The sequence below is a fragment of the Streptomyces sp. NPDC002643 genome, from assembly GCF_053592555.1.
On the sequence record NZ_JBSFVY010000007.1, the window covers coordinates 231,660 to 257,505 of the forward strand.

20 protein-coding genes and 2 pseudogenes are annotated in these 25,846 nt (G+C 70.8%); 15 read left to right on the forward strand and 7 right to left on the reverse strand.

The window, feature by feature from the left end; translation table 11 throughout:
• The first annotated feature begins 69 nt into the window (after positions 1-69).
• The 8 genes from frr to ACWD4G_RS13490 all read left to right on the forward strand — a co-directional run bounded on the left by frr (position 70) and on the right by ACWD4G_RS13490 (position 8,625).
• A complete protein-coding gene (gene frr / locus ACWD4G_RS13455; protein WP_149825702.1) occupies positions 70-627 on the forward strand; it encodes a ribosome recycling factor in 558 nt (185 codons plus the stop codon).
• On the forward strand, positions 627-1,775 hold the full coding sequence (locus tag ACWD4G_RS13460; RefSeq protein ID WP_451292821.1) for a phosphatidate cytidylyltransferase: 1,149 nt from the start codon (positions 627-629) through the stop codon (positions 1,773-1,775). The genes frr and ACWD4G_RS13460 overlap by 1 nt, the downstream gene beginning before the upstream one ends.
• A 183-nt stretch (positions 1,776-1,958) precedes the next feature.
• Positions 1,959-2,408: an SRPBCC family protein gene (locus ACWD4G_RS13465; protein WP_451292822.1), complete on the forward strand. Its 450-nt coding sequence runs from the start codon at positions 1,959-1,961 to the stop codon at positions 2,406-2,408.
• 192 nt (positions 2,409-2,600) lie between these two features.
• Complete coding sequence (rlmN, locus tag ACWD4G_RS13470; protein ID WP_451292823.1) at positions 2,601-3,707, forward strand: 23S rRNA (adenine(2503)-C(2))-methyltransferase RlmN; 1,107 nt, start codon at positions 2,601-2,603, stop codon at positions 3,705-3,707.
• Between the two features lie 279 nt (positions 3,708-3,986).
• Positions 3,987-5,093, forward strand: coding sequence for a thiamine ABC transporter substrate-binding protein (locus ACWD4G_RS13475; RefSeq protein WP_451292824.1), 1,107 nt, complete (start codon positions 3,987-3,989; stop codon positions 5,091-5,093).
• Positions 5,094-5,146: 53 nt separating this feature from the next.
• Positions 5,147-6,751 carry an ABC transporter permease gene (locus ACWD4G_RS13480; protein ID WP_451292825.1) on the forward strand — a complete coding sequence of 535 codons (1,605 nt, stop codon included), beginning with the start codon at positions 5,147-5,149 and terminating at the stop codon, positions 6,749-6,751.
• Complete coding sequence (locus ACWD4G_RS13485; protein WP_451292826.1) at positions 6,752-7,801, forward strand: ABC transporter ATP-binding protein; 1,050 nt, start codon at positions 6,752-6,754, stop codon at positions 7,799-7,801.
• A gap of 11 nt (positions 7,802-7,812) precedes the next feature.
• The gene (locus ACWD4G_RS13490) at positions 7,813-8,625 is read left to right on the forward strand and encodes a maleylpyruvate isomerase family mycothiol-dependent enzyme (RefSeq protein ID WP_451292827.1); all 813 of its coding nucleotides are present in this window, start codon (positions 7,813-7,815) and stop codon (positions 8,623-8,625) included.
• A 96-nt stretch (positions 8,626-8,721) separates the two neighbouring features.
• Here the strand turns inward: ACWD4G_RS13490 and ACWD4G_RS13495 are convergent, their stop codons facing one another.
• From ACWD4G_RS13495 to ACWD4G_RS13525, 7 genes and pseudogenes are all read right to left on the reverse strand, one after another.
• Positions 8,722-9,426, reverse strand: a complete 705-nt coding sequence (locus ACWD4G_RS13495; protein ID WP_451292828.1) for an LAETG motif-containing sortase-dependent surface protein — start codon at positions 9,424-9,426, stop codon at positions 8,722-8,724.
• Positions 9,427-9,644: 218 nt separating this feature from the next.
• Positions 9,645-10,806: pseudogene (locus tag ACWD4G_RS13500) on the reverse strand (LOG family protein).
• Positions 10,807-10,982: 176 nt separating this feature from the next.
• Entirely contained in the window at positions 10,983-11,390 is a 408-nt protein-coding gene (locus ACWD4G_RS13505) for a VOC family protein (protein ID WP_451292829.1), read from the reverse strand.
• Positions 11,391-11,549: 159 nt separating this feature from the next.
• A complete protein-coding gene (locus ACWD4G_RS13510; RefSeq protein WP_451292830.1) occupies positions 11,550-12,830 on the reverse strand; it encodes a hypothetical protein in 1,281 nt (426 codons plus the stop codon).
• Between the two features lie 575 nt (positions 12,831-13,405).
• Positions 13,406-14,134: pseudogene (locus ACWD4G_RS13515) on the reverse strand (ABC transporter ATP-binding protein); the annotation flags it as partial.
• A gap of 200 nt (positions 14,135-14,334) precedes the next feature.
• Positions 14,335-15,699, reverse strand: a complete 1,365-nt coding sequence (locus ACWD4G_RS13520; protein WP_451292831.1) for an aspartate aminotransferase family protein — start codon at positions 15,697-15,699, stop codon at positions 14,335-14,337.
• 102 nt (positions 15,700-15,801) lie between these two features.
• The gene (locus ACWD4G_RS13525) at positions 15,802-16,299 is read right to left on the reverse strand and encodes an Lrp/AsnC family transcriptional regulator (RefSeq protein ID WP_451292832.1); all 498 of its coding nucleotides are present in this window, start codon (positions 16,297-16,299) and stop codon (positions 15,802-15,804) included.
• Positions 16,300-16,465: 166 nt separating this feature from the next.
• On the opposite strand from ACWD4G_RS13525, the gene ACWD4G_RS13530 reads away from it, so the two are divergent.
• From ACWD4G_RS13530 to ACWD4G_RS13560, 7 genes are all read left to right on the forward strand, one after another.
• Positions 16,466-17,905, forward strand: coding sequence for a gamma-aminobutyraldehyde dehydrogenase (locus ACWD4G_RS13530; RefSeq protein WP_451292833.1), 1,440 nt, complete (start codon positions 16,466-16,468; stop codon positions 17,903-17,905).
• 23 nt (positions 17,906-17,928) lie between these two features.
• Positions 17,929-19,470: a glycoside hydrolase family 43 protein gene (locus ACWD4G_RS13535; RefSeq protein WP_451292834.1), complete on the forward strand. Its 1,542-nt coding sequence runs from the start codon at positions 17,929-17,931 to the stop codon at positions 19,468-19,470.
• 415 nt (positions 19,471-19,885) lie between these two features.
• Positions 19,886-20,977 (forward strand): substrate-binding domain-containing protein, encoded by a 1,092-nt coding sequence (locus ACWD4G_RS13540; RefSeq protein WP_451292835.1) that lies wholly within the window; start codon positions 19,886-19,888, stop codon positions 20,975-20,977.
• Positions 20,974-22,644, forward strand: coding sequence for a sugar ABC transporter ATP-binding protein (locus ACWD4G_RS13545; RefSeq protein ID WP_451292836.1), 1,671 nt, complete (start codon positions 20,974-20,976; stop codon positions 22,642-22,644). The genes ACWD4G_RS13540 and ACWD4G_RS13545 overlap by 4 nt, the downstream gene beginning before the upstream one ends.
• Positions 22,637-23,590 carry an ABC transporter permease gene (locus tag ACWD4G_RS13550; RefSeq protein ID WP_451292837.1) on the forward strand — a complete coding sequence of 318 codons (954 nt, stop codon included), beginning with the start codon at positions 22,637-22,639 and terminating at the stop codon, positions 23,588-23,590. Before ACWD4G_RS13545 ends, ACWD4G_RS13550 begins: the two co-directional genes overlap by 8 nt.
• A complete protein-coding gene (locus ACWD4G_RS13555; protein WP_451292838.1) occupies positions 23,587-24,534 on the forward strand; it encodes an ABC transporter permease in 948 nt (315 codons plus the stop codon). The genes ACWD4G_RS13550 and ACWD4G_RS13555 overlap by 4 nt, the downstream gene beginning before the upstream one ends.
• Positions 24,531-25,754 (forward strand): M20 family metallopeptidase, encoded by a 1,224-nt coding sequence (locus tag ACWD4G_RS13560; protein ID WP_451292839.1) that lies wholly within the window; start codon positions 24,531-24,533, stop codon positions 25,752-25,754. Before ACWD4G_RS13555 ends, ACWD4G_RS13560 begins: the two co-directional genes overlap by 4 nt.
• The last annotated feature ends 92 nt before the right edge of the window (positions 25,755-25,846 follow it).

The window sequence follows — 25,846 nt, forward strand, 5'->3', positions numbered from 1 at the left end:
GACGCAGCCGGCCGCCGACGTGACCAGAAGACAGCAGCCGGGCCTACTCAAGACACGCAGGAGCAAGTGGTGATCGAAGAGACCCTCCTCGAGGCCGAGGAGAAGATGGAGAAGGCCGTCGTGGTCGCCAAGGACGACTTCGCCGCGATCCGCACCGGTCGTGCGCACCCGGCGATGTTCAACAAGATCGTGGCCGACTACTACGGCGCGCTGACGCCGATCAACCAGCTGGCCTCGTTCTCGGTGCCGGAGCCGCGCATGGCCGTGGTGACGCCGTTCGACAAGACCGCCCTGCGCAACATCGAGCAGGCGATCCGCGACTCCGACCTCGGCGTCAACCCGAGCAACGACGGCAACATCATCCGGGTGGTGTTCCCCGAGCTGACCGAGGAGCGCCGCCGCGACTACATCAAGGTCGCCAAGACCAAGGGCGAGGACGCCAAGGTCTCGATCCGTTCCGTGCGCCGCAAGGCCAAGGACGCCATCGACAAGCTCGTCAAGGACGGCGAGGTCGGCGAGGACGAGGGCCGCCGCGCGGAGAAGGAGCTCGACGACACCACCGCGAAGTACGTCGCGCAGGTGGACGAGCTGCTCAAGCACAAGGAAGCCGAGCTGCTCGAAGTCTGATGAACGACTCTTCCTGGGGGGCGCCGTCACAAGCCGGGTACTGGGCGCCGACCGACCGGGGGCCCGTCCACGGCGACCGGGGACCTGTCCAGGGGCATGCCCCGGCGGGTCCCTCGTACGATGCGCCGCCCGCCGGGCATCCGATGCAGACTCAGCCCATGCCCATCGTGCCCGACGTACCCGCGCATGGCGGGAACCAGGACGACGACCGGGGGGCCGTTCGGCAGGCCGGCCCCCCGTTCCGCGACGAGAGCCCGTCGGCGCACCCCTACGGGGAGGCGTCGCAGAAGCCGGAGCCCATGGCCGACGCCCCGCAGCCCGCCCCGCAGAAGAAGAGCGCGGGGCGTGATCTGGGTGCCGCCATAGGGGTCGGGGTCGGGCTCGGCGCGATCATCGTGGCGTCGCTGTTCATCGTCAAGGCCGTCTTCGTCGGCGTCATAGCGGTCGCCGTGGTCGTCGGTCTGTGGGAGCTCACCTCGCGCCTGCAGGAACGCAAGGGCATCAGGGCGCCCCTCGTGCCGCTGGCCGTCGGTGGGGCCGCGATGGTCGTCGCCGGGTATGTGCGCGGACCGTCGGGGGCCTGGGTGGCCATGGCGCTCACCGCGCTCGCCGTCCTGGTGTGGCGGATGACGGAACCACCGGAGAACTACCTCAAGGACGTCACCGCGGGCGTCTTCGCGGCGTTCTACGTGCCGTTCCTGGCCACGTTCGTCGCACTGATGCTCACCGCCGACGACGGCCCGCAGCGCGTTCTCGTCTTCCTGGTGCTCACCGTCGTCAGCGACACCGGGGCGTACGCCGTCGGGTGGCGCTTCGGCACGCACAAGCTCGCGCCGCGCATCAGCCCCGGGAAGACCCGTGAGGGGCTGCTCGGCGCGATCGCCTTCGCCATGGTCGCGGGCGCCCTGCTCATGCAGTTCGTCATCGACGGCGGCAGTTGGTGGCAGGGACTGCTCCTCGGTCTCGCCGTCGCCGCCAGCGCCACCCTCGGTGACCTGGGCGAGTCGATGATCAAGCGGGACCTGGGCATCAAGGACATGGGCACCTTGCTGCCGGGCCATGGCGGGATCATGGACAGATTGGACTCCTTGCTGCCGACCGCGCCGGTGGTCTGGCTGTTGCTGGTGTTGTTCGTGGGGTCCGGCTGAGCGGTCGAGTGCGTGATGTGAGCGGGCCCCCGCCCCTGGAGTACAGGGCGGGGGCCCGCTGTCGTCGTTCTCGGGGTCGGCCCGGTTCTCGGGTCGGTCTGCCGTGGACCTTCGGGCGGACGGGTGGGACGATTTTCGTGGAGGCCCTGACAGGGGGGATCACCCTGAAAGGGGGCGGGCTTCATGTCCGACTTCCGTGAATCGATCGTCATCGACCGCAGCCCGGAGGAGGTCTGGGCGTACATCACCGAGTTCTCACACGTCCCGGAATGGCAGGAGAGCGCGGTCGCGACGGAGCAGCTGGACCCCGGCCCGGTGGGCGTCGGCTCCCGCGTGCGCATCACCCGGCACATCGGCGGACGGGACATGCCGATGACGCTGCAGCTCACCGAGTTCGAGCCGCCGAGGGTCTGGGGGCTCCAGGGCATCGACGGCCCCGTGCGCCCCCATGTGCACGGCGAGATCACCCCGCTCGACGACGGCCGCCGCTCCCGCGTGACCATGGAGGTCGGCTTCGACGGCAAGGGCGTCGGCAAGGCCCTCGTCCCGCTCGTCGTCCGCCCCAAGATGCGCAAGGAACTGCCCCGCAACGAACAACACCTCAAGGAACGCCTGGAACACCCGGTCGCCTAGCGCCTCCGGCACGCGCGGTCGCTCGGAGCCTGGCGGTTCGCGTGCCGCCCGGAGCCTGGCGGTTCGTGCGTCGCCGGGAGTCTGGCGGTACGCGCGTCGCCCGGAGCCTCTGGAACACCCGGTCGCGCGGCGCCCGTGGGGCATGGCCGTGGCCGTAGGTCACCCCAAATGATCTGCGACACTTGATGGGCCATGCCTAAGCCCGGAGAACTCACATTTGTCGCGCCGCGCGGAGCCAAGAAGCCGCCGCGGCATCTTGCCGATCTTTCGCCCGCGGAGCGGAAGGAAGCCGTCGCCGCGATCGGGGAGAAGCCGTTTCGTGCGAAGCAGCTGTCGCAGCACTACTTCGCGCGGTACGCGCACGCTCCCGAGGAGTGGACCGACATCCCCGCGGCGGCGCGCGGCAAGCTTCAGGAGGCGCTGCTTCCGGAGCTGATGACGGTCGTACGGCATCTGTCGACCGACGAGGACACCACGCGCAAGACGCTGTGGCGGCTGTTCGACGGGACGCTCGTCGAGTCCGTGCTGATGCGGTACCCGGACCGGGTCACCATGTGCATCAGCTCGCAGGCGGGGTGCGGGATGAACTGCCCGTTCTGCGCGACCGGGCAGGCGGGGCTGGACCGGAACCTGTCCACCGCCGAGATCGTCCATCAGATCGTCGATGGCATGCGGGCCCTGCGGGACGGCGAGATTCCGGGTGGGCCCGCCCGGCTCTCCAACATCGTCTTCATGGGGATGGGCGAGCCGCTCGCCAACTACAACCGGGTCGTCGGCGCCATCCGCCGGCTCACCGATCCCGAGCCGGACGGGCTCGGGCTGTCGCAGCGCGGGATCACCGTGTCGACGGTCGGGCTGGTGCCGGCCATCCACCGGTTCGCCGACGAGGGCTTCAAGTGCCGGCTCGCCATCTCCCTGCACGCCCCCGACGACGAGCTGCGCGACACCCTCGTACCGGTCAACACCCGGTGGAAGGTGCGCGAGGTGCTGGACGCCGGATGGGAGTACGTCGCCAGGTCCGGGCGGCGGCTGTCCATCGAGTACGCGCTGATCCGGGACATCAACGACCAGGCGTGGCGCGGTGACCGGCTGGGGCGGCTGCTCAAGGGCAAGCCCGTGCATGTGAATCTGATCCCGCTCAACCCGACGCCGGGATCGAAGTGGACCGCGTCGCGGCCCGAGGACGAGAAGGCGTTCGTCGAGGCCATCGCCGCTCATGGGGTGCCGGTGACCATCCGGGACACCCGGGGGCAGGAGATCGACGGGGCCTGCGGTCAGCTCGCGGCTACCGAGAGGTAGTCCGAGAGAGACCGAGGTCGTCCGGGAGACACCGGGCAGGGGTCAGGAACCGGCCACGGGGTACTCTGACCTCCGTACGCATATCTTCATATTCCGACAGGGGAGCGCCACAGCGCTGAGAGTGCGGCAATCGGGCCGCAGACCCTCTGAACCTCGCCCAGGTCATTCTGGGTAGGAAGTTCGGTCATCACTCAAGCTGTTGCGCCCTGCCCGGGAAGCCTCGGTTCGTCCGACGGTCCCAGGCAGGGCCGCGTCTCTTCCTGGTCACCTCCAGGAGGAATGAATTCAGTGGGCATCACCAAGAGAGCAACGGTGAGAGCGACGGTTCTCGTCGTCGGCCTCGGACTCGTCTCGTTGTCCGCCTGCGGTTCGTCGTCCGACGACAGCGCCGGGTCGGGCGGCGGCTCCAAGACCGTCACCGTCGTCAGCCATGGGTCCTTCACCTACTCCAAGGACGTCATGCGGGCGTTCGAGAAGGAGTCCGGCTACAAGGTCAAGGTCCTCAAGAGCGGGGACGCCGGGCAGGCCGTCAACCAGGCCATCCTGACCAAGGACAACCCCCAGGGCGACGTCTTCTTCGGCGTCGACAACACCCTGCTCTCCCGCGCCCTCGACAACGGCCTCTTCCAGCCGTACGAGGCGAAGGGGCTCGACAAGGTCGGCGCCGAGTACCAGCTGGACAAGGACGAGCACCGGGTCACGCCCGTCGACACCGGTGACATCTGCGTCAACTACGACAAGGCGTACTTCAGTGAGAAGAAGATCGATCCGCCGACGTCGTACGACGATCTGATCAAGCCCGAGTACAAGGATCTGCTCGTCACCGAGAACGCCTCCACCTCCTCGCCGGGGCTCGGGTTCCTGCTCGGTTCGGCCGCCGAGTACGGGGACGACGGCTGGGAGAGCTACTGGGAGAAGCTCAAGGCCAACGGTGTGAAGGTCGTCGATGGCTGGGAGCAGGCCTACTACCAGGAGTTCTCGGGGTCCACCGACGGCAAGAAGGCCGGGGGCGACCGGCCGCTCGTCGTGTCGTACGCCTCCTCGCCGCCCGCCGAGGTCGTCTTCGCCGATCCGAAGCCGGAGACCGCGCCCACCGGGGTCGCGGAGGGCACCTGCTTCCGGCAGATCGAGTTCGCCGGGCTGCTCGGCAACGCGAAGAACACCGAGGGCGGCAAGGCGTTCATCGACTTCCTGATCTCGAAGGAGTTCCAGGAGGACATGCCGCTCAACATGTTCGTGTACCCGGTGGCCGAAGGGGCGTCCGTGCCCGCGGAGTTCACCGAGTACGGGCCGGCGGCGAAGGACCCCGAGACCATGGCCCCGGAGAAGATCGCCGAGAACCGTGACGACTGGGTCAAGTCGTGGACGTCGCTCGTACTGAAGTAACCAAGGGGCCGCACTCCCGAACCCGTACGGGGAACGCGGCCCGGCTGGGGCTGATGGTCCTGCCGGTCGCGTTCTTCGGTGTCTTCTTCGCCTACCCCGTCGTCGCGATCGTCGAGCGGGGGCTGCATGTCGGCGGGGCCTGGCAACTCGGGCGGATCGCGGAGGTGTTGGGGGACTCCGGGATTCGGCATGTGCTGTGGTTCACCACCTGGCAGGCGCTTGTCTCGACCGCGCTCACGCTGCTGATCGCGCTCCCCGGCGCGTATGTCTTCGCGCGCTTCGATTTCAGGGGCAAGCAGGTTCTGCGGGCGGTCGTCACCGTGCCGTTCGTGCTGCCGACCGTCGTCGTCGGTACGGCCTTCCTGGCGCTCGTCGGGCGGGGCGGGTTGCTGGACGAGCTGTGGGGCGTACGGCTGGACACGACGGTGTGGGCGATTCTGCTCGCGCACGTGTTCTTCAACTACGCGGTGGTCGTACGGACCGTGGGCGGGCTGTGGGCGCAGCTCGACCCTCGGCAGGAGGAGGCCGCCCGGATGCTGGGGGCGTCCCGGCCGAGGGCCTGGCGGACGGTGACCCTGCCCGCGCTCGCGCCCGCCGTGGCGGCCGCCGCGCTCATGGTCTTCCTCTTCACCTTCACCTCATTCGGTGTGGTGCAGATCCTCGGGGGTCCCACCTTCTCCACGCTCGAAGTGGAGATCTACCGGCAGACCTCGGAGATCTTCGATCTGGCCACGGCCGCCGTGCTGACGATCGTGCAGTTCGTCGCGGTCGGGCTGATCCTCGCCGTGCACGCCTGGACCGTACGGCGGCGGGAGACCGCGCTACGGCTGGTGGACGCCTCGCTCACGGCGCGAAGGCCGCGTGGGGCGGGACAGTGGGCGCTGCTCGCCGGGGTCCTCGTCACCGTCGTCGTGCTGATCCTGCTGCCGCTGGGTGTGCTGGCGGAACGGTCGTTCGACGCGTCGGGTTCCGCCTTCGGCTACTACGAGGCGTTGACCAGCGACGACAGCGGGGTCTTCCTGGTCGCGCCGATCGAGGCCGTCGGCAACTCGCTCACCTACGCGCTCGCCGCGACCGGCAGCGCCGTGCTCGTCGGAGGGCTCGCCGCGGCCGCTCTCACCCGGAGGGCCGGTCGGCTCGTACGAGGGTTCGACGCGCTGCTGATGCTGCCGCTCGGGGTCTCCGCGGTGACCGTCGGCTTCGGCTTCTTGATCGCGCTGGACGAGCCGCCGCTCGACCTGCGCAGTTCCTGGATTCTGGTGCCGCTGGCCCAGGCCCTGGTGGGCGTGCCCTTCGTCGTACGGACCATGCTGCCGGTGCTGCGGGCGGTGGACGAGCGGCTGCGGGAGGCGGCGGCCGTGCTCGGGGCGTCGCCGTGGCGGGTGTGGCGCGAGGTCGATCTGCCGATGGTGCGACGGGCGCTGCTCGTCGCCGCCGGGTTCGCCTTCGCCGTGTCGCTCGGGGAGTTCGGGGCGACCGTGTTCATCGCGCGGGCCGACAATCCGACGCTCCCCGTCGCCGTCGCCCGGCTGCTCGGGCGGCCCGGCGACCTCAACTACGGCCAGGCGATGGCCCTTTCGACGATTCTGATGGTGGTGTGCGCCGTGGCCCTGCTGGTGCTGGAGCGCCTTCGCACCGATCGCACGGGGGAGTTCTAGATGTCGGCGAACGGGCTGCTGAGGCTTGAGGGCGCGACCGTACGGTTCGGTGCGCGGCCCGTGCTCGACTCGGTCGATCTGGAGGTCGCCGAGCACGAGATCGTGTGTGTGCTGGGGCCGAGCGGAAGCGGGAAGTCCACACTGCTGCGAGCGGTGGCGGGGCTCCAACCCCTCGACGCCGGGCGGGTGTTCCTCGACGGGCACGATCAGTCCGGTGTGCCCGCGCACAAACGTGGTGTCGGACTGATGTTCCAGGACCATCAGCTGTTCCCGCAGCGGGACGTGGGCGGCAATGTGGCCTTCGGGCTGCGGATGCGCGGCGCCTCCAAAGCCGAACAGGGCGTACGGGTGGAGGAGTTGCTGGAGCTGGTCGGGCTGCCGGGGGCCGCGCGCCGGGCGGTCGCCGCGCTCTCCGGGGGTGAACAGCAGCGTGTCGCGCTGGCCCGCGCGCTCGCTCCGCGCCCCCGGCTGCTGATGCTCGACGAACCCCTCGGCCAGCTGGACCGCTCGCTGCGGGAGCGGCTGGTCGTCGAACTCCGGGAACTCTTCGACGAGTTGGGGACGACCGCGCTCGCGGTCACGCACGACCAGGGGGAGGCGTTCGCGCTCGCCGACCGGGTCGTGGTGATGCGGGACGGACGGATCGCCCAGTCGGGGACGCCGTTGGAGGTCTGGCAGCGGCCGGCGGACGAGTTCGTGGCGCGCTTCCTGGGCTTCGACAACGTGGTCGAGGCGACGGTCACCGGCCGGGCCGCCGACACCCCGTGGGGCAAGGTGGCGGTTCCGGAGGGGGCGGTACAGGGGCCGGGTGCGCTGTTGGTGCGGCCGGCCGGGGTACGGCTCGTGGACGCGGCCGAGGGGCTGCTGCGCTGCACGGTGGCCGGGCGCACCTTCCGGGGCACCCATGTCGCCGTACACCTCCAACCGGAGGGCGCCCCGCGCCTGGAGGCGGCGTGCGCGCTACGGGACGCGCCGGAGCCCGGGGACGAGGTCGGCGTGCTCTTCGACGCGGCCGAAATCGTGGTGCTGGGAGACGTTTCGGGCGTCTAAGGTGCGCAGCCATGACGATGCGTACCCAGGAACCCCAGGCCCGGCACGACCGCTACTGCGCCGAGATCGAGGTCCAGGTCCGACAGCTGAGGGACGTCGTGACCTCCGGCGCCGACCTGTCCACGACCGTGCCGACCTGCCCCGACTGGTCGCTGGAGGAACTCGTACGGCACACCGGCGGCGCCCTGCGCTGGGTCGAGACGAACGTACGGACCCGGGCGAAGGAGGAGGTGCCGGAGGAGAGGGTCCCGTCGTACGAGGGGCCCGGGGCGAAGGGGGACCCGGCCGCCCTGGACGCCTGGCTCGCGGAGACCGGGGAGCTGCTGGTCACCACCCTGCGTGAGGCGGGGCCCGGGGCGCCGGTGTGGTCGTGGGGCTGGGAGGGGACCGCCGGGTTCTGGGCCCGCCGGATGACCCATGAGCTGGTCGTCCACCGGGCCGACGCCACGCTCGCCGCCGGGCTGCCGTACCAGGTGGCGCCGGACATCGCCGCCGACGCGATCGACGAGTGGCTGGAGATCCTGGAGTACGGGCAGCGGATCGGGCGCCCCGAACTGGTGGAACTGCGGGGGCCCGGGCGCAGCCTTCACCTCCACGCGACCGACACCCCGGCCGAGCTGAACGCCGACTGGTTCGTCGAGCTGACCGACGATGTCGTGCGCTGGAGCCGGGGCCACGAGAAGGCGACGGTCGCCCTGCGCGGCCCGCTCACCGAGGTGTTGCTCGCCTTCTACCGCCGACTCCCGCCGGGGGAGGGACAGTTGGAGGTGCTGGGCGACCGGGGGCTGCTGGACTTCTGGCTGGAGCGGGCGACATTCGGGTGAGCCGGTGGTGAAGGGCCTTTGAGTGAGCCGGTGGTGAGGACCCGCGGCCCGCGCCTCTCTCCGGAGGCGCGGGCCGCGGTCGTGCTCAGGAGCCGGTCAGCGGGAGGCTCCGCGGCGGCGCATGCTGTAGTGGACGGCGCCGGCGCCCAGGAAGACCAGGGCGGCCGCGATCGCGGCGATGGGGCCGGTGTGGGAGTCGGCACCGGTGTCGGCGAGGTTCGACCTGCCCTCCGGGGAGGGGATGTTGTTGTCGTCCGATCCGGCGGGGACGGCGTTGCCGGTGGGTGACGGGCTCGGGGAGTTCTTGGTCTCGGACGGCTCGTCCTCGCCCTGGTAGTCGCCCTTGCCCTGGTTCTCCTCGGGTTCCGCCGGGCTCGCCGCGTCCGCGGGCGGGGTCTCCGTCTGCGCGCAGGCCGTGTCGGGGGCGACCAGGATGGGGAGGTCCTCGTCGACGTACTCCTCGGCCGTGATGTGGATGCGGTACTCGGCGTTGGGTTCCCAGTCCTCCTCGAAGGTGATGGTGACACCCTCGGCGGTGGAGTTCTCGATGGACTGTTCGCCGACCATGCGCAGGTCGGCGCCGTTGTTCTCCAGGTAGACGCTCACCTGGGCGGTGACGCCCAGCGGGTCGACATCGGTGACGCGGATGACGCCCTTGTCGCCGTCGCACTCGGCCACGGCGGAGAAGTCCTTGATGCTGCAGGCCATGGCGTTGCCCGCGACGCCCAGGACGAGGGCGGCGGAAGCGGTGGCGATGCCGAGGCCACGCGCCGTACGCGTGATACGGGGGGTTATGGACACGTTTGCCCTTCAAAAGAGGCACATGGGTCAGGGGTGACGGAGGCGCACGCTGAAACAGCGGCTTCCCCATGTGCCTCACAGGTTTATAAGCGCGCGATAAGTACTGTCAATCCGAAGACATGTCCGAGCAGTTGGCTTTGCCCACTGATTAACCACGTGTGCGTTTGACGCCTGTTCAGCAATCTGTTCAGGGATCTGATCGGGAATCCGCGCGGCCGTCACTTCCCCAGTCGTTCCAGGGCCTCCGGAGCCTCCTCGATACGGTCGACGAGCGCGATCCGCGGCTCCATCGAGCGGCCTCGCGCCAGGGACCGGAGGAGGGGCCAGGCCGGCAGCTTCTCCGTCCAGTGGGCGCGGTCGACGAGGACCATGGGGGTCGGCTCGCCCCGGAACTCGTAGTAGTTGGGCGTGGCGTTGTCGAAGATCTCCTGGACCGTGCCCGCCGCGCCCGGCAGGAAGACGACACCGGCGTCGCAGCGGGCGAGGAGGCCGTCCTCGCGGGTGGCGTTGGCGAAGTACTTGGCGATGTGGGAGGCGAAGGGGTTCGGGGGTTCATGACCGTAGAACCAGGTGGGGATGCCCACGGAGGTGCCGCCCTTCGGCCAGCGGGAGCGGACCTCGAACGCCGCGGAGGCCCACTCGGTGATCGACGGGGTGAACTTCGGTGCCGAGGCGAGGAGTTGGAGCGACTCCGCGAGCATCTCGTCGTCGTAGGGGGCCGCGTACGCGCCGAGATTGGCCGCCTCCATCGCGCCGGGGCGGCCGCCGGTGGCGACCGTGAGACCGGCGCGCGCCAGCTCACGCCCCAGGCGCGCGGCACCGGCGTACTCCTCCGTGCCGCGTGCCATCGCGTGGCCGCCCTCCCCCACGCTCGAATCAACTCGCGCGGGAGGTACCCCCATCCCCCACCACCCGTGCGCCGGAGAGCAGTTCGTCGAGGGCGTCGGAGATCGAGTCGTCGTGGACGGCACGCAGCATCGAGGCGTGGATGTCGCGGTCCGCCTTGGTGCGCTGGAACCAGTCGTACGCGAGCGCGTCCGGCGTCGCCTCGTAGCCGCCGTCCGCCAGCGACGCGAACAACTCGTCCGGCGAGTAGACCAGACCGCGGTACGGGTCGAACGGCAGGCCCGGTATGGGTGGGAAGACCAGGGCGCCGTCGGTGCGGAGCTTCGTCGCCGCCCGCTCGCGCATCGGGCAGCCCAGGAAGACGGCGCCGGCCGTGTCGGTGGCGAGCAACTCGCGTGTGCGGTCCGTCAGATCGACGGCCTGGACGCGGTACCCGGCGAGGGAGCGGGGGGTCGCGACGGTCGCGTCGAACTCCTCCAGGGTCTCGATCTCGTGGTCGCCGTGGTGGGCCGCGTGGGCGGGCATGGTGTGCAGGGTGCCTATGCTAGGGCTGGCCGGACTCTGGACCGTGGGTCCACTGGATTGTCTGTTTGCGCGCGTGCGTTGTGGCTGGTCGCGTAGTTCCCCGCGCCCCTGAAAGGGGCTTGGAGCTGTGCCCCGCCCTTTCAGGGGCGCGGAGGGCCGGGGGAATTTGAGTGAGCCCCCAGGCCTCAACCCTGGATCGCCTTCGGGTCCATCCATACGACCTCCCAGGTGTGGCCGTCGAGGTCGTCGAAGGAGCGGTTGTACATGAAGCCGTGGTCCATGGTGTCGGCCGCGGGGGAGCCGCCCGAGGCGAAGGCCTTCTCGACCAGCTCGTCGACCTTCTCGCGGCTCTCGGCGCTCAGGCCCAGCATCACCTGGCTGGTCTTCGTCGCGTCGCCGATGTCCTTCTTGGTGAACTCCGCGTACCGCTGCTTGGTGTGCAGCATCGCGACGATCGCGTCGCTGATCACGAAGGAGGCCGTGGTCTCGTCGCTGAACTGCGTGTTGAGCGTGAAGCCGAGGTCCGCGTAGAACTTCTTCGAGGCTTCGAGGTCGTTCACGGGCAGGCTTACGAAGATCATCTGCTGGTACATGGGGTCACTCCCGTAGCCATCGGTCCGTCGTCGGTCGCGGTCCGTTCGGAGGGGTGGACCGGGGGCGGCCGCGGAACTCATCGCCGTCCGCCGATTTTTCGCGCGATTTTTTTCGTACGAGTTCTCCGGCGCCCTGGGAACGGGCCTCCCGTACGGCCGTCAGGCGCCCAGCGGCAGCGCCGCCAGCTGGGCGACCGTCCAGGTCAGTGGGCCGAAGACGGCGAGCAGGGCGCCCACGCGGAGTGCCGCGGCCCGGCGGGGCAGCGCGCTGGGCGCCCCCATCCGCAGCAGCGCGGCCGTGGTGTCCACGCGCGACCGCCGGGCCTCGACGGCGGCCGTGGCGAGCGTGAGGACCGCGCAGCCGGCCACCACGAGCGCGCCCAGCAGGGTGAGCGGGCCGACCGTGGGGCGTGCGCCGGAGGACAGCGTCACCATGGCGTACGCCCCCGACGCGACGGCGCACACCACCCCGAGGGGGCGCCCGATGCGCCGGGCCTCCTCCTGGAGGACCCGCCCGGCGAGCAGCCGTAGCGCGCCCGGCCGTACGGACTGCAGGAGCCGTCCGGTGAGATGGGTGAGCCCCGGGCCGGTGAGGGCCAGGCCCAGCGCGGTGAGCAGCCAGCCGCCGAGCACCCCGGCGGGGCTGTCCGCGAAACCGCCGGGGAGCGCGAGCCCCGAGCCGGAGTCGGAGCGTCCGGCGTAGGTCTCCACAGCGAGGCCCATGGCCAGGACGGCGACACCCCAGGGCAGGCCACCGGGGGCGGGGCGCGGGGCCGGGGGTTCCGCCGGCTCGGCCGGGTCGGGCTCCTCGTCGTAGGGCCCGTCCTCCTCGAAGCGCGTCGCGCCCGCCGGGGACGCGGCCCGCCGGCGGATGTCGAAGGTGTCGTACGCCATGAAGCGCGACCCGGGTCCGGCCGGTCGGGGCCGGGTGCTCTTGGGGCGCAGGAGCAGCGCGGTCGTGACCGAGGCGACGACCGGGACGACGGCGAGCAGGGTGAGGGCGGCCGGGAGGGGGAGGGTCCGGTCGGCGGCGAGGATGTCGGTGGCGGCGCCGTCGAACGGCATACCGGTCAGGTCGCCGCGCAGATGGAGGAAGAAGAGCAGGGCGAGGAGGGAGCCGAGGACGGTGGACAGGGCCGTCGTCGTCGCGGAGATGGCCATCAGCCGGGCGGGGCCGAGGCCGATGGCGGCGAGGCCGGGGCGGGGGCGGGTGCCGGGGTCGGTGCGGGCGACGGACACCGCGAAGTAGACGGTCGCGGCGGCGGGCGGGACGCACCAGGCCAGCCGGAGCACCGAGCCGGCCGGGGCGGACGGGTGGGAGAGGGCGTGGCCCAGGGCGCAGAGCAGCAGGAAACCGGTGCCGCCCGAGGCCGCGGCGACCAGCAGCCGGCGCAACTGGACGATCGGGTGGGCCCGACGGGCTAGACGGAGAGCGAGCACGCGGCCCGGCCTCCCCCCTCGGCACCCCGGCCTTCCCCGGCGGCGGCCCGGCCCTCCGCGTGACCACTTCGGCCCTCTTCGGTGGCGGACCGGCCTCCTGCCGGAGCACGCAGGCCTTCTCCGGAGGCGCCCCCGCGTGCTCCGGCAACGGCCCGGCTGTCTCCCTCACCCGCCCGGCCTTCCCCGTCGGCACCCGGGCCTTCCCTGGTGGTGCCCCGGCCTTCTCCGGCGGTGACCCGGCTTCCTGCCTCGGTGCCCGGGCCTTCTCCGGCGGTGGCCCGGCGTCGTGTCTCGGCTCCCCGGCCTCCTGCGCGGGCGCCTTGGTCCTCTCCGGTGGCCCGGGCGCCTGGTTCGGGGCCCTGGTCTCCTGCCTGGGTGGTCCGGCCTTCTGTGGCAGGGGTTCGGTTCTCTGTGGTGGTGGCGAGGCGTCGTCCCTGGGTGCCCGGGCCTTCTCCGGTGGTGGTCCGGCGTCGTGCCCCGGCTGCCCGGCTTCCTGCGCGGGCGCCCCGGCCCTCTCCGGTGGTGGCGCGGCCTCCTGCCTCGGTGTCTCGGACTGCTCCGGGGGCCCGGCCCCCTGCCTCGACGGTGGAGCGGGCCCCCCTGCCGGCGGCGGAGGGCAGATGGACCGTCTTCACGCAGCGGCCGTCGAGCAGGGCCACCGTGCGGTCGGCCAGGGCGGCGATCTCGCTGTCGTGGGTGGCGAGGACCACGGTGATCTCGTGCGAGCGGGCGGCCGTGGTGAGGGTGCGCAGGACATGGGCGTGCTCGGCGCGGTGGAGGGCGGCCGTCGGCTCGTCCGCGAACAGCACGGTCGGCTCGGCGACCAGCGCGCGGGCCACGACCACGCGCTGGCGCTCGGACTGCGCGAGGGCGTACGGGCGCTTGCGGGCTGCGTCACGGATGTCCAGGCGCTCCAGCCACTCCAGGGCGGAGGCCTTGGCGGCCCGGCGGCCAGTGCCGCGCAGCATCAGCGGCAGCGCGGTGTTCTCCCAGGCGTTCAGCTCGGGGACGAGGACCGGCTCCGGGTCGATCCAGCCGAAGCGGTCGAGACGCAGCCGCTCCCGGGTGAGCGGGCCCATGGTGTGCACCGGGGTGCTGTTGAACCACACCTCGCCCCGGCGCGGCACCAACTGCCCCGACAGACAGCGCAGGAGCGTGGTCTTGCCGCTGCCGCGCGGGCCGGTGACGGCGAGGATCTCGCCCTCCCGCACGCCCATCGACACGCCTTGCAGCGCGGGCGAGCCGTCGTGCGCGTAGGTCAGACCACGTGCCCAGAGCACGTCGTTGTCCGGCGGGGCCACCATGGGCGTACACCTCGGTTCGGATCAGGAATTGCCGTGGGGAGTCCCCCGTCCGGGGGAACGAAGGCAGGGCCGATCGGTTACAGGGCACGCTAGGCAGGCAGGGTGGCACGGGTCGGACAGCACACGGCCCGGAACGCACCCATCTCACTCGAACGGGTGCATCCCGGGCCGTTTCAAACGTCGGCTGCGGCAGAGGTTGGCTACAGCAGAGTCCATGCCTCCGTGAGGGTCGCGCGGAGGATCTGTTCGATCTCGTCGAAGGTCGACTGGTCGGAGATCAGCGGCGGGGCGAGCTGGACGACCGGGTCGCCGCGGTCGTCGGCACGGCAGTACAGGCCGTTCTCGTAGAGCTTCTTCGACAGGAAGCCGTAGAGGATTCGCTCGGTCTCCTCCTCGTCGAAGGACTCCTTGGTGGCCTTGTCCTTGACGAGTTCTATGCCGTAGAAGAAGCCGTTGCCGCGGACGTCGCCGACGATCGGCAGGTCGTGCAGCTTCTCCAGGGTCGCGCGGAACGCGGTCTCGTGGCCGAGGACGTGCTGGTTGAGCTTCTCGCGTTCGAACAGGTCGAGGTTGGCGAGGGCGACGGCCGCGGAGACCGGGTGGCCGCCGAAGGTGTAGCCGTGCAGGAAGGTGTTGCCGCCCCGGTAGAAGGGCTCGGCGACGCGGTCGGAGACGATGCAGGCGCCTATCGGGGAGTAGCCCGAGGTCATGCCCTTGGCGCAGGTGATCATGTCGGGTACGTAGCCGAACTTGTCGCAGGCGAACATCGTGCCGAGCCGGCCGAAGGCGCAGATCACCTCGTCGGAGACCAGCAGTACGTCGTACTGGTCGCAGATCTCGCGCACCCGCTGGAAGTAGCCGGGCGGCGGCGGGAAGCAGCCGCCCGCGTTCTGCACCGGCTCCAGGAAGACGGCGGCTACGGTGTCGGCGCCCTCGAAGAGGATCTGCTGCTCGATCTGGTCGGCGGCCCAGCGGCCGAACGCCTCCGGGTCGTCGCCGTGGATCGGGGCCCGGTAGATGTTGGTGTTCGGCACCTTGTGCGCGCCCGGCACGAGCGGCTCGAAGGGGGCCCGCAGTGCCGGTACGCCGGTGATGGCAAGGGCGCCCTGCGGGGTGCCGTGGTAGGCGACCGCGCGGGAGACGACCTTGTGCTTGGCCGGCTTGCCCCGGAGCTTGAAGTACTGCTTGGCGAGCTTCCACGCGGTCTCGACGGCCTCGCCGCCGCCGGTGGTGAAGAAGACCTTGTTCAGATCGCCGGGCGCGTAGTCGGCCAAACGTTCCGCCAGTTCGACGGCCTTCGGGTGGGCGTAGGACCACACCGGGAAGAAGGCCAGCTCCTGCGCCTGCTTGAACGCGGTCTCCGCGAGTTCGACGCGGCCGTGGCCCGCCTGGACCACGAAGAGTCCCGCGAGTCCGTCGAGGTACCGCTTGCCCTTGTCGTCGTAGATGGAGGTGCCCTCTCCCCGGACGATGGTGGGGACCGGGGCGTTCTCGTACGAGGACATGCGGGTGAAGTGCATCCACAGGTGGTCGTACGCGGTCTTGCTGAGGTCCTTGGGGCTCACGGCTTTTCCGTCCTCACGGTTGTCGGGTCCGCATGGTCATCGGGTCCTCGCGGTCGGCGGGTCGGCCGTTGTCGGGTCGGCCGGTGGCCGGGGGTCTCGCGGTCATCGCGTTCCCCACATGTACGTCTGCTTCTTGAGCTTGAGGTAGACGAAGCTCTCGGTGGACCGCACGCCGGGGAGGGTGCGGATGCGTTTGTTGATCAGCTCCAGCAGGTGGTCGTCGTCCTCGCAGACCACCTCGGCCATCAGGTCGAAGGAGCCGGCCGTGATGACGATGTACTCCACCTCCTGCATGGCGTCGAGCGCGTCCGCCACGGGGTCGAGGTCCCCTTCGACGTTGATGCCGAGCATCGCCTGGCGCCTGAAGCCCACGGTGAGCGGGTCGGTGACGGCGACGATCTGCATCACGCCCTGGTCGAGCAGCTTCTGCACGCGCTGGCGCACGGCCGCCTCGGAGAGGCCGACCGCCTTGCCGATCGCGGCGTACGGCCGCCGGCCGTCCTCCTGGAGCTGTTCGACGATGGCGAGGGAGACGGCGTCCAACTGCGGGGTGCCGCTCTTCTGGTCTGTGTTTCGACTGGCCACCAGCTCACTGTGCACGACGTCTCGATAGTTCCGCAAGGCTGAATCGATGAAATTCGTTGTCTATGGCATTGTGATCTGCGGATTTCGCAGCACACGGGGTGTCGGGGGTGTTGAAAACGTGGAGGGGCGGATTAGGGTGGGTGTCTCAGGTACTGGACACCCAACATCTGGAGGGCCGGCAGTGAGCACCGAGCTTCGTCGTCTGCGCAACTACATCGCGGGCGAGTTCCGGGACGCCGCCGACGGACGGACCACGGAGGTGGTCAACCCCGCGACCGGCGAGGCGTACGCGACGGCGCCGCTGTCCGGTCAGGCGGACGTCGACGCCGCGATGGCGGCGGCCGCCGAGGCCTTCCCCGGCTGGCGTGACACCACGCCGGCCGAGCGCCAGAAGGCCCTGCTGAAGATCGCCGACGCGTTCGAGGAGCGCGCCGAGGACTTGATCGCCGCCGAGGTGGAGAACACGGGGAAGCCGGTGGGCCTCACCCGCTCCGAGGAGATCCCTCCCATGGTCGACCAGATCCGCTTCTTCGCGGGCGCGGCGCGGATGCTGGAGGGGCGTTCGGCCGGGGAGTACATGGAGGGGATGACGTCGATCGTCCGCCGTGAGCCGGTCGGGGTCTGCGCCCAGGTCGCGCCGTGGAACTACCCGATGATGATGGCGGTGTGGAAGTTCGCCCCCGCCATCGCCGCCGGTAACACGGTGGTGCTGAAGCCCTCCGACACGACTCCCGCGTCGACGGTCCTCATCGCCGAGATCCTCGGCGCGATCCTCCCGAAGGGCGTCTTCAACGTCATCACCGGTGACCGGGAGACCGGGCGCATGATGGTCGAGCACCCGACCCCGGCGATGGCGTCGATCACCGGCTCGGTACGGGCGGGTACGCAGGTCGCCGGGTCCGCCGCCAAGGATGTCAAGCGGGTCCATCTGGAGTTGGGCGGGAAGGCGCCGGTCGTCGTGTTCGAGGACACCGATATCGCCAAGGCCGTCGAGGACATCTCGGTGGCCGGGTTCTTCAACGCCGGGCAGGACTGTACGGCCGCCTGCCGCGTCCTCGTCCACGAGGCCATCCACGACGAGTTCGTCACCGCGCTCGCCAAGGCCGCCGCCGACACCAGGACCGGGCTGCCGGACGACGAGGACGTGCTGTTCGGGCCGCTGAACAACCCCAACCAGCTCAAGCAGGTCCAGGGCTTCATCGAGCGGCTGCCGGCGCACGCGCGCGTGGAGGCCGGGGGCAAGCGGGTCGGGGACAAGGGTTACTTCTTCGCGCCGACTGTCGTCTCCGGGGTCAGGCAGGACGACGAGATCATCCAGAACGAGGTCTTCGGACCGGTCATCACCGTGCAGTCCTTCTCGGACGAGGACGAGGCCGTCCAGTGGGCCAACGGCGTCGAGTACGCGCTGGCCTCTTCCGTGTGGACCAAGGACCACAGCCGGGCCATGCGGATGTCCAAGGCCCTTGACTTCGGGTGCGTCTGGATCAACACGCACATTCCACTGGTCGCGGAGATGCCGCACGGCGGATTCAAGAAGTCGGGGTACGGGAAGGATCTTTCGGCCTACGGGTTCGACGACTACACGCGGATCAAGCATGTGATGACGTCGTTGGACGGCTGACGGTTCGAGAGGGGCTGGAGCAGGTGTCGAGTGTGCCCGGCGCGGGGGCGGCCTTCAGCAATCCGGTGATACCGGGGTTCCATCCCGATCCGAGTGTCTGCCAGGTGGGCGAGGACTACTACGTCGTCTGTTCCAGCTTCGAGTACTTCCCCGGCGTGCCCGTCTTCCACAGCCGGGACCTGGTGCACTGGACCCAGATCGGCAACGCGCTGGACCGGCCGGAACAACTGCGCCTGCCCCTCGACTCCCGCTCCTCGGGAGGGATCTACGCGCCGACGCTGCGCCACCACGACGGCCGGTTCTGGCTGATCGTCACCAATGTGAGCGGGGACGGCAATCTGCTGTTCACGGCCACCGACGCGGCGGGCCCCTGGTCCGATCCGATCCGGCTGCCCGGGGTCCACGGCATCGACCCGGATCTCGCCTGGGACGACGACGGCACCTGCTGGTGCACGGTCGCCGGTGTGAGCCAGGTCCCCATCGACCCCCACACCGGGCGGACGCTCGGTGCGCCGCGCCGGCTCTGGTCCGGCTCGGCGGGGGCCAAGGCTCCGGAGGCGCCGCATCTGTACCGGATCGGCGACTGGTGGTACCTGCTCATCGCCGAGGGCGGCACCGAACGCTGCCACGGTGTCTCGATCGCCCGGAGCCGCACACCCGGGGGACCGTTCGAGCCGTGCCCCGGCAATCCGATCCTCACCCACCGCGGCACCGACCACCCCGTCCAGAACACCGGTCACGCGGATCTCGTACGGGGACCCGACGGCTCGTGGTGGATGGTGCTGCTCGGGGTGCGGCCGGGCGGCGGCAGCCCCGGCTGGCACGTACTCGGCCGGGAGACTTTCCTGGTGCCGGTCGAGTGGGTGGACGGCTGGCCGGTCGTGGGCGAACTGTCCCTCACCATGCCCGCACCCCCTTGGCCGTTGCGGCCCGGCGCCGTCGTGCCGGGCCGGGACGACTTCGACGCGGACGAGTTGGCCCCCTGCTGGATCTCACCGCGCCGGCGAGTGCCGGAGGACTGCGGGACCACGAAGCGGCCGGGCTGGCTCACCCTGCGGGCGTGCGGCGGGTCGCTCGACGATGCCGATGTGACGTTCGCGGGGCGCCGGCAGCAGCATCTGTCCTGCCGGGTGCGGGCCCTGGTCGATGTGGCGGAGGGAAGCGGCGGGCTGGCCGTACGACTCGACGAGCGGCACCACTACGACATCGAGGCCGGCTCCGGCGCAGTGCGGGTGCGGGCCCGTGTCGGTGACCTGAGCACGGTCGTGGCGACCCGGCCGACACCGCCCGGGCCTGTGGTGCTGTGCATCGAGTCGGCCGCCGTGCCGACCGTGGACGACCCCCGCACCGGGCCCGACACCGTCTCGCTCGGCGTCGAGGAGGAGGACGGCACCTTCGTCCCGCTCGCCTCACTCGACGGCCGGTATCTCTCCACAGAGGTCGCCGGCGGCTTCACCGGCAGGGTCCTCGGCATGTACGCCGCGACCGGCACGGTCCACTTCGACTGGTTCGATTACGAGCCGTTGGAAGCCGCGCGAACCGTGGACTCCGCTGGAAACCATTGAAGGCGCCGGAGGCATAGCTCCGTTCGCTGACGCCGAGGCCGACTCGGTGCCGGTTCCGTTCGTATGCCCGTGTCGGGTAGCGCACCCTCTTCCGCCGGTCCGGTGACCGGGGCGGGCTGCCGCGCGCTCCGACGGCCTTCGGCCACGCCCCGCTCGGCCTCGGAGCGGGTGTGTTGTGCAATGCGAAATTTTGTGTTGCAGACGTGGTGCGCGGGCTCGCGGACCTCCTACGTTCCCCTCTCAACAGACCGGTCCTCACCGGGCGAAGCGTCCTCCCACGCCGGAACAGTGATGTTCCGGGATGTTCCGGCGCGCGATCCCGGCGTACACCCCCTCCCCACCCCCCTCCCCAACTCACCCGTCATCCGGGCCGCTTCGACGACCCGGACACCGTTCGAGGGATTGAGGAACTTCGATGGGTACTCCGATGAACGCACGCTCCGTACGCGGTGCCATACGTGGTGCCGTGGCGGTCGCCGCCTCCCTCTGCGCACTGACCGCGCTCACCGCATGCAATGTCGAGTCCGGCGCCGGCAGCGCCGCCGCCGACAAGAGCGCTTCGCCCGCGCGGGCCAAGGACCTCAAGGTCGGCTGGTCCACGATCTATCTGACCCCGTCCTGGATGCAGCAGACCCTGAAGATGCTTCAGACCGACGTCGACAAGCTGAAGTCGGCGGGCAAGGTCTCCTCGTTCAAGACGTTCAACGCCAACGGCGACACCTCGCAGCAGATCGCCCAGATCCGCGCGATGATCCAGCAGAAGTACGACGTCATCCTCGTCGACGCGGGCTCCTCCACCGCCCTCAACCCGGCCCTGGAGCAGGCCGTCGCCGCCGGGATCACCGTCGTCGCCTTCGACTCCCTGCCCACCAGTACCAAGGTGATCCGGGTCGGCACCGACCAGAAGGCCTGGGGATCGATGATGGCCGAGTGGCTGGCGAAGAAGCTGGACGGCAAGGGCAGCGTCATCGCCATGAACGGCCCGGCCGGAGTCGCCGTCAGCGAGGAGCGCTGGTCCGGCGCCGAGACCGTGTTCAAGAAGTACCCGGACATCGAGATCGTCAGCAATGTCCACAGCGAGTACAACCTCGCGCCCGCCGCCCAGGCCTTCGCCTCCGCCTACTCCGCCCACCCCGACATCGACGGCGTCTTCTCGCAAGGCGGCGCCCTCTCCGCCGCCGCGCTGCAGACCCTCGTCAAACAGGACAAGAAGCTCGTCCCGATCACCGGTGAGAACTACAACGGCTTCCTCAAGCTGTGGCAGAGCAAGCAGAAGGAGGGCTTCTCCTCCCTGGCCACCGCCCAGCCCAACTACCTCTCCGTGATCGCCCTGGAGGCCGCCGTCGCCGAACGCGAGGGCGTCGACGTACCCCAGGACATCACCGTCCCGCTGCCCGAGATCACCGACGACAACCTCGCCGAGTACGCCAAGGCCGACCAGCCGGACGACTCGTACCCGATCAACGACATGCCCCAGTCCGAGATCGACAAGCTCATCGGCAAGTGAGGGGGAAGACGACCGTGGCGCCGCTGCTGAGCGTGGAGAAGGTGTCGAAGTCGTTCGCGGGCAACCGGGTGCTCACGGATGTGAGTTTCGAGGTGGAGCCGGGGGAGGTGCTGGCCCTGGTCGGTGAGAACGGGGCCGGGAAGTCCACCGTGCTCTCCCTCGTCACCGGGCTGCTGGCGCCCGACACCGGTCGCGTCGTCTTCGACGGCGCCCCCGTCGCCCGGGCGTGGTCTCCCCACCGCGCCCGGGCCGCCGGGATCGGCTCCGTCCACCAGGAACTCAGCCTCAACCCGCACCAGAGCGTCGCGGAGAACGTCTTCCTCGGCGCCTGGCCCAGCCGTCGCGGTCTGGTCCGGGCCGGTGAACTCGCCGCCCGGGCCCGGCCGTTGCTCGCGCGCGTCGGCCTCGACGTCGACCCGCGCACCCCGGTGGGCCGGCTTCCGCTCGGCAGCCGCCAACTCGTCGAACTGGCCAAGGCGCTCGCCGGTGAACCCCGGCTCCTCATCCTCGACGAGGCCACCTCCGCGCTGGACGAGGACCAGGTCGCCGCCGTCTTCCGCGTCGTCCGCGCACTCCGAGACCAGGGCGGTTCGGTGGTCCTCGTGACCCACCGCATGGCCGAACTCCTCGCCATCAGCGACCGGTTGACGGTCCTGAAGGACGGGGCCGTGATGGCGACGAGGGAGCGGCGGCGGACGGATCACGACGACATCGTGCGGTTGATGGTGGGGCGAGAGCTGTCGGATCTGTTTCCGGAGAAGAGGCGCGGTGAGGCGCGGGCGACGGCCGGCTCGGAGGGGGCGCGTGTGGAGGGGGCGCTTGCGGCGGGCGTGGCCGCCTATTCCGGTGCCGCCGATTCCGGGCCCCTCCTCCGCGTACGGAATCTCACCGTCCCCCGCGCCTGTTCCGGTATCGACCTCGATCTCCTCCCCGGGCGGATCACTGGGCTCGGCGGGCTCCAGGGGCAGGGCCAACGGGAGGTGCTGCGGGCCCTGTTCGGGCTGGTCCGGCACAGCGGGGAGGTGCTGCTCGACGGCCGTCCGGTCCGCCTCTCCTCACCCCGGGACGCGATCCGGCACCGTATCGCGTACGTCCCCGAGGACCGCAAGACGGAGGGCGTTCACACGGTGCGCAGCGTCCGCGCCAATCTCGCGCTGCCCAACATGCGTACCCTCGCCCCGGCGAGCCGCCTCACCACCGTCTCCCGCACCGCCGAGACAGCCCTGGTCGAGGACCTGATCCAACGGCTGCGGATCAAGGCGGCCTCCCCGGCGCAGGAGGCCCGCCGGCTCTCCGGTGGCAACCAGCAGAAGGTCGCGCTGGCCAAGTGGCTGCCCACCGAACCCCGTGTACTGCTGCTCGCCGAGCCCACCCGGGGCATCGACATCGGCACCAAACGGGAGATCTACCACCTCCTGCGCCGCCTCGCCGACAACGGCCTCGCGGTACTCGTCACCTCCGGAGACACCATGGAACTGGTCGGTCTGTGCGACGAGGTGGCCGTCCTCTACGAGGGCAGGGTCGTCGATCGGCTCGACGGCGCCGATCTCACGGAGGAGCGGCTGGTGCGGGCGTCCGTGATGGGAACGGCCGGCAGCGAAGAGACACGCACCGCCGGCCCCGGCGACGCAGGCACCCCCGGCCCCGGGAGTGTGATCCATGCGTGAGCGTCTCGTGGTCGTCGCGCGCGGCAACGCCGATCTGCTCTCCCTCGCCGCCCTTCTGCTGCTCCTCCTCGTCGCCTATCAGCACTACGACTCCAGCCTGCTCACCCCGGCGTCCGTCACCATCCTGTCGGCCCAGTTCCTGCCGCTGATCCTGGCGGCGGCCGGACAGACGACGGTGATGCTGCTCGGCGGGATCGACCTGTCGCTCGGGGCGGTGCTCGCGCTCGCGATGGCCGTGTTCGCGACGTACGACGCCCAGGGCGCGGGCGGGGTCATGGCGGCGATGGCGCTCGCGCTGTGCGTGGCCGTCGCGGCGGGCGCGGTCAACGGGGCGCTGGTGGCGTACGCCGGGCTGCCGCCGATCGTGGTGACGCTGGCCGCGTCCTTCCTGTGGGGCGGCGTCACCCTGGTCGTGCTGCCGCAGCCCGGCGGCCATGTCCCCGCCGGGCTCGTGGACGCGTACAACAACGGCTGGTACGGCATCGCCCTCCCGGCGGTCGCCCTCGCCGTCGTCCTCGGTGGGTGGAAACTGCTGCGCACCACCCGGCACGGGCTCGCCCTCTACGCCGTCGGCGGCAACGAACACGGCGCCTACGCCAGCGGGTTGCCCACCCGGGGCGTGAAGATCGCGGGGTACGCGCTCGCGGGCGCGTTCACCGGGCTCGCCGGGATCGGGCTGGCGATCCAGACGGGTTCGGCGGACCCGACGATCGGCGCCCCGTACACGCTCAACGCCATCGCGGCGGCCGTGCTCGGCGGCATCAGCTTCTTCGGCGGGGTCGGGCGGATGCGGGGCACGGTCCTCGGCGCGCTCGTCATCGGCCTGCTCACCAATCTGCTGCTGTTCACCGGGATCTCGCCGTTCTACCAGCTCATCCTCCAGGGCGTGATCCTCGTCGTGGCGCTCGCCCTGAAGACATATCTGACGAGGGAGGCGGCCGTATGAGCGGCCTTGTGTCCGTGGCCGTGCTGCGGAGCAGCCGGGCGGCCTGGGCGTTCGCGGTGCTCGCGGTCACCTGGCTCGCGGCGGTCCTCTTCGCGGACGGCTTCGACAGTGTCTCCAACGTCCGCTATCTGGTGCAGACGGCGTCGTTCCTCGGCATCGTCGCGGTCGGCCAGACCCTGGTCGTGATGATGAGCGGCATCGATCTGTCGGTGTCCGGGGTGGTCGCCCTGTCGGCGGTGGTGTGCGCCCAGGTCGCCTCCGGGACCGGCGGCGGCGCGACCGGTGTCGCGGTGGCGCTGCTGCTGAGCGCGCTGGTGGGCGCCGTCAACGCGGCCGGGATCGTCTGGCTGAGCGTGCCGCCCATGGTGATGACCCTCGCCACCGGCACCATCCTCGCCGGGGCCCTGCTCGTCTACACCGACGGTTCCCCCAGCTCGGCCCACCTCCCGCTGCTGGACACGCTCGCAGGCGGCCGTCTGCTGGGCGTCCCTTGGGCGTTCGTGCTGTGGCTGGCCGTCACGGCCGTCGCGTTCTGGCTGCTGCACCTGTCCCGCACCGGCCGTCACGCCTTCGCGCTCGGCGCCGGCGAGGACGCGGCCCGCGCCTCCGGCGTACCGGTCGTCAGCACGGCGTTCACCGCGTACGTCGGCTGCGCGCTGCTCGCCGGGGTCGCGGGCCTGGTCCTGCTCGGCTTCACCGGGACCAGCTCCCTGACCATGGGCAACCCCTACCAACTCCTCTCCATCGCCTCCGTCGTCCTCGGCGGCACCTCCATCCTCGGCGGTCGTGGCCATCTCCTCGGCACGGTCGGCGGCGCCCTCCTCCTCACCCTTCTCACCGCCCTGCTGACCTCCTGGAACCTCTCGGAGGGCATACGCCAGGTCGTCCTCGGCGTACTGATCATCGGCCTGCTGCTCGTCTACGCGAGGGAGCGACGGGCATGACGGGGGAGGAGGGGACCGCCGACGAGGCCGGCCGCGACGCCGTACGCGACCTGCTCCGTGACCTCGTGCGCATCCCCAGCGTCAATCCCCGTGACCGGGACGGGGGCGGCGACGGGGGAGACGGTGGGGGAGGCGATGGGGGCGAGACGGCCGTCGCCGAGTACGTACGGGACTGGCTCGCGCGGCACGGCGTACGGGCCGAGCTGCACGAGGTGCTGCCCGGCCGCCGCAATGTCGTCGCCGTCGTACCGGGGCGGAGCGAGTCCGTCGTGCTGCTGGAGTCGCACCTCGACACCGTCGAGACGGAGGGGATGACCGTCGGGCCGTACGAGGGGGAGGTGCGGGGCGGCCGGCTGTACGGGCGGGGCGCGTGTGACGCCAAGGGGCCGTTGACCGCGTTCCTGCTGGCCGTCGCCGAACTCGCGGCCTCGCCTGAACCGCCGGAGCACACGGTCGTGCTGGCCGGGGTGTGCGACGAGGAGCACGCCTATCGGGGTGTACTGCACCTCGTGGACGCGCTGGCGGACCGGGACGTCGTCGGGGCGGTCGTGGGGGAGCCGACCGGGCTGGTCCCGGCGGTCGCGCACAAGGGGGTCGTGCGGTACACCGTGCGCACCAACGGCCGGGCCGGACACAGTTCGCGGCCGGAGGAGGCCGTCAACGCGATCACCTTGATGGCACCGGTCATCGCCCATCTCGCCGCCACCCCGCCGACCGTCGCCCCGCATCCGCTGCTCGGCCCCGCCACCCGTACGGTGACCCGGGTCCGGGGCGGCACCGGGCCCAACACCGTTCCCGGTGTCTGCGAGGTGGACGTCGACCGGCGCACGCTGCCCGGCGAGGACCCCGAGGGCGTCTGGCGGCGGGACCGGGCCGAACTGTCCGCGCTGGACGCGGAGGTGGACCCTCCGTTCACCGTCGATCCGGCCCTGGACACCTCGCCCGACGCCCCGATCGTCACCGCCCTCTGCCAAGCCCTCGCCGACCACGGCCGCCCTTCCACCGCCCGGGGCATGCCGTTCGGCACGGACGCCAGCAAACTCGCCCGCGCCGGCATCCCGTCCGTCGTCCTCGGCCCGGGCTCGGTGACCGACGCCCACGCGGCGGAGGAGTCCGTGGACCTGGCGGAAGTGGCGCTGGCGGCGCGGGTGGTGGTGGCCGCGGTACGGGCGATGGGGGCCGTGGGGGAGAGGGCCGAGGCGCGGGGGTGGACGCGGTGACGCGGGGCGGGGCGACCCGGGGCGTGGACGCTGCCGGCCGGCTCGCGTCCGACCGGTCACCTCGCGCTCACCGGCGGCGTTGTGGAGGGCGG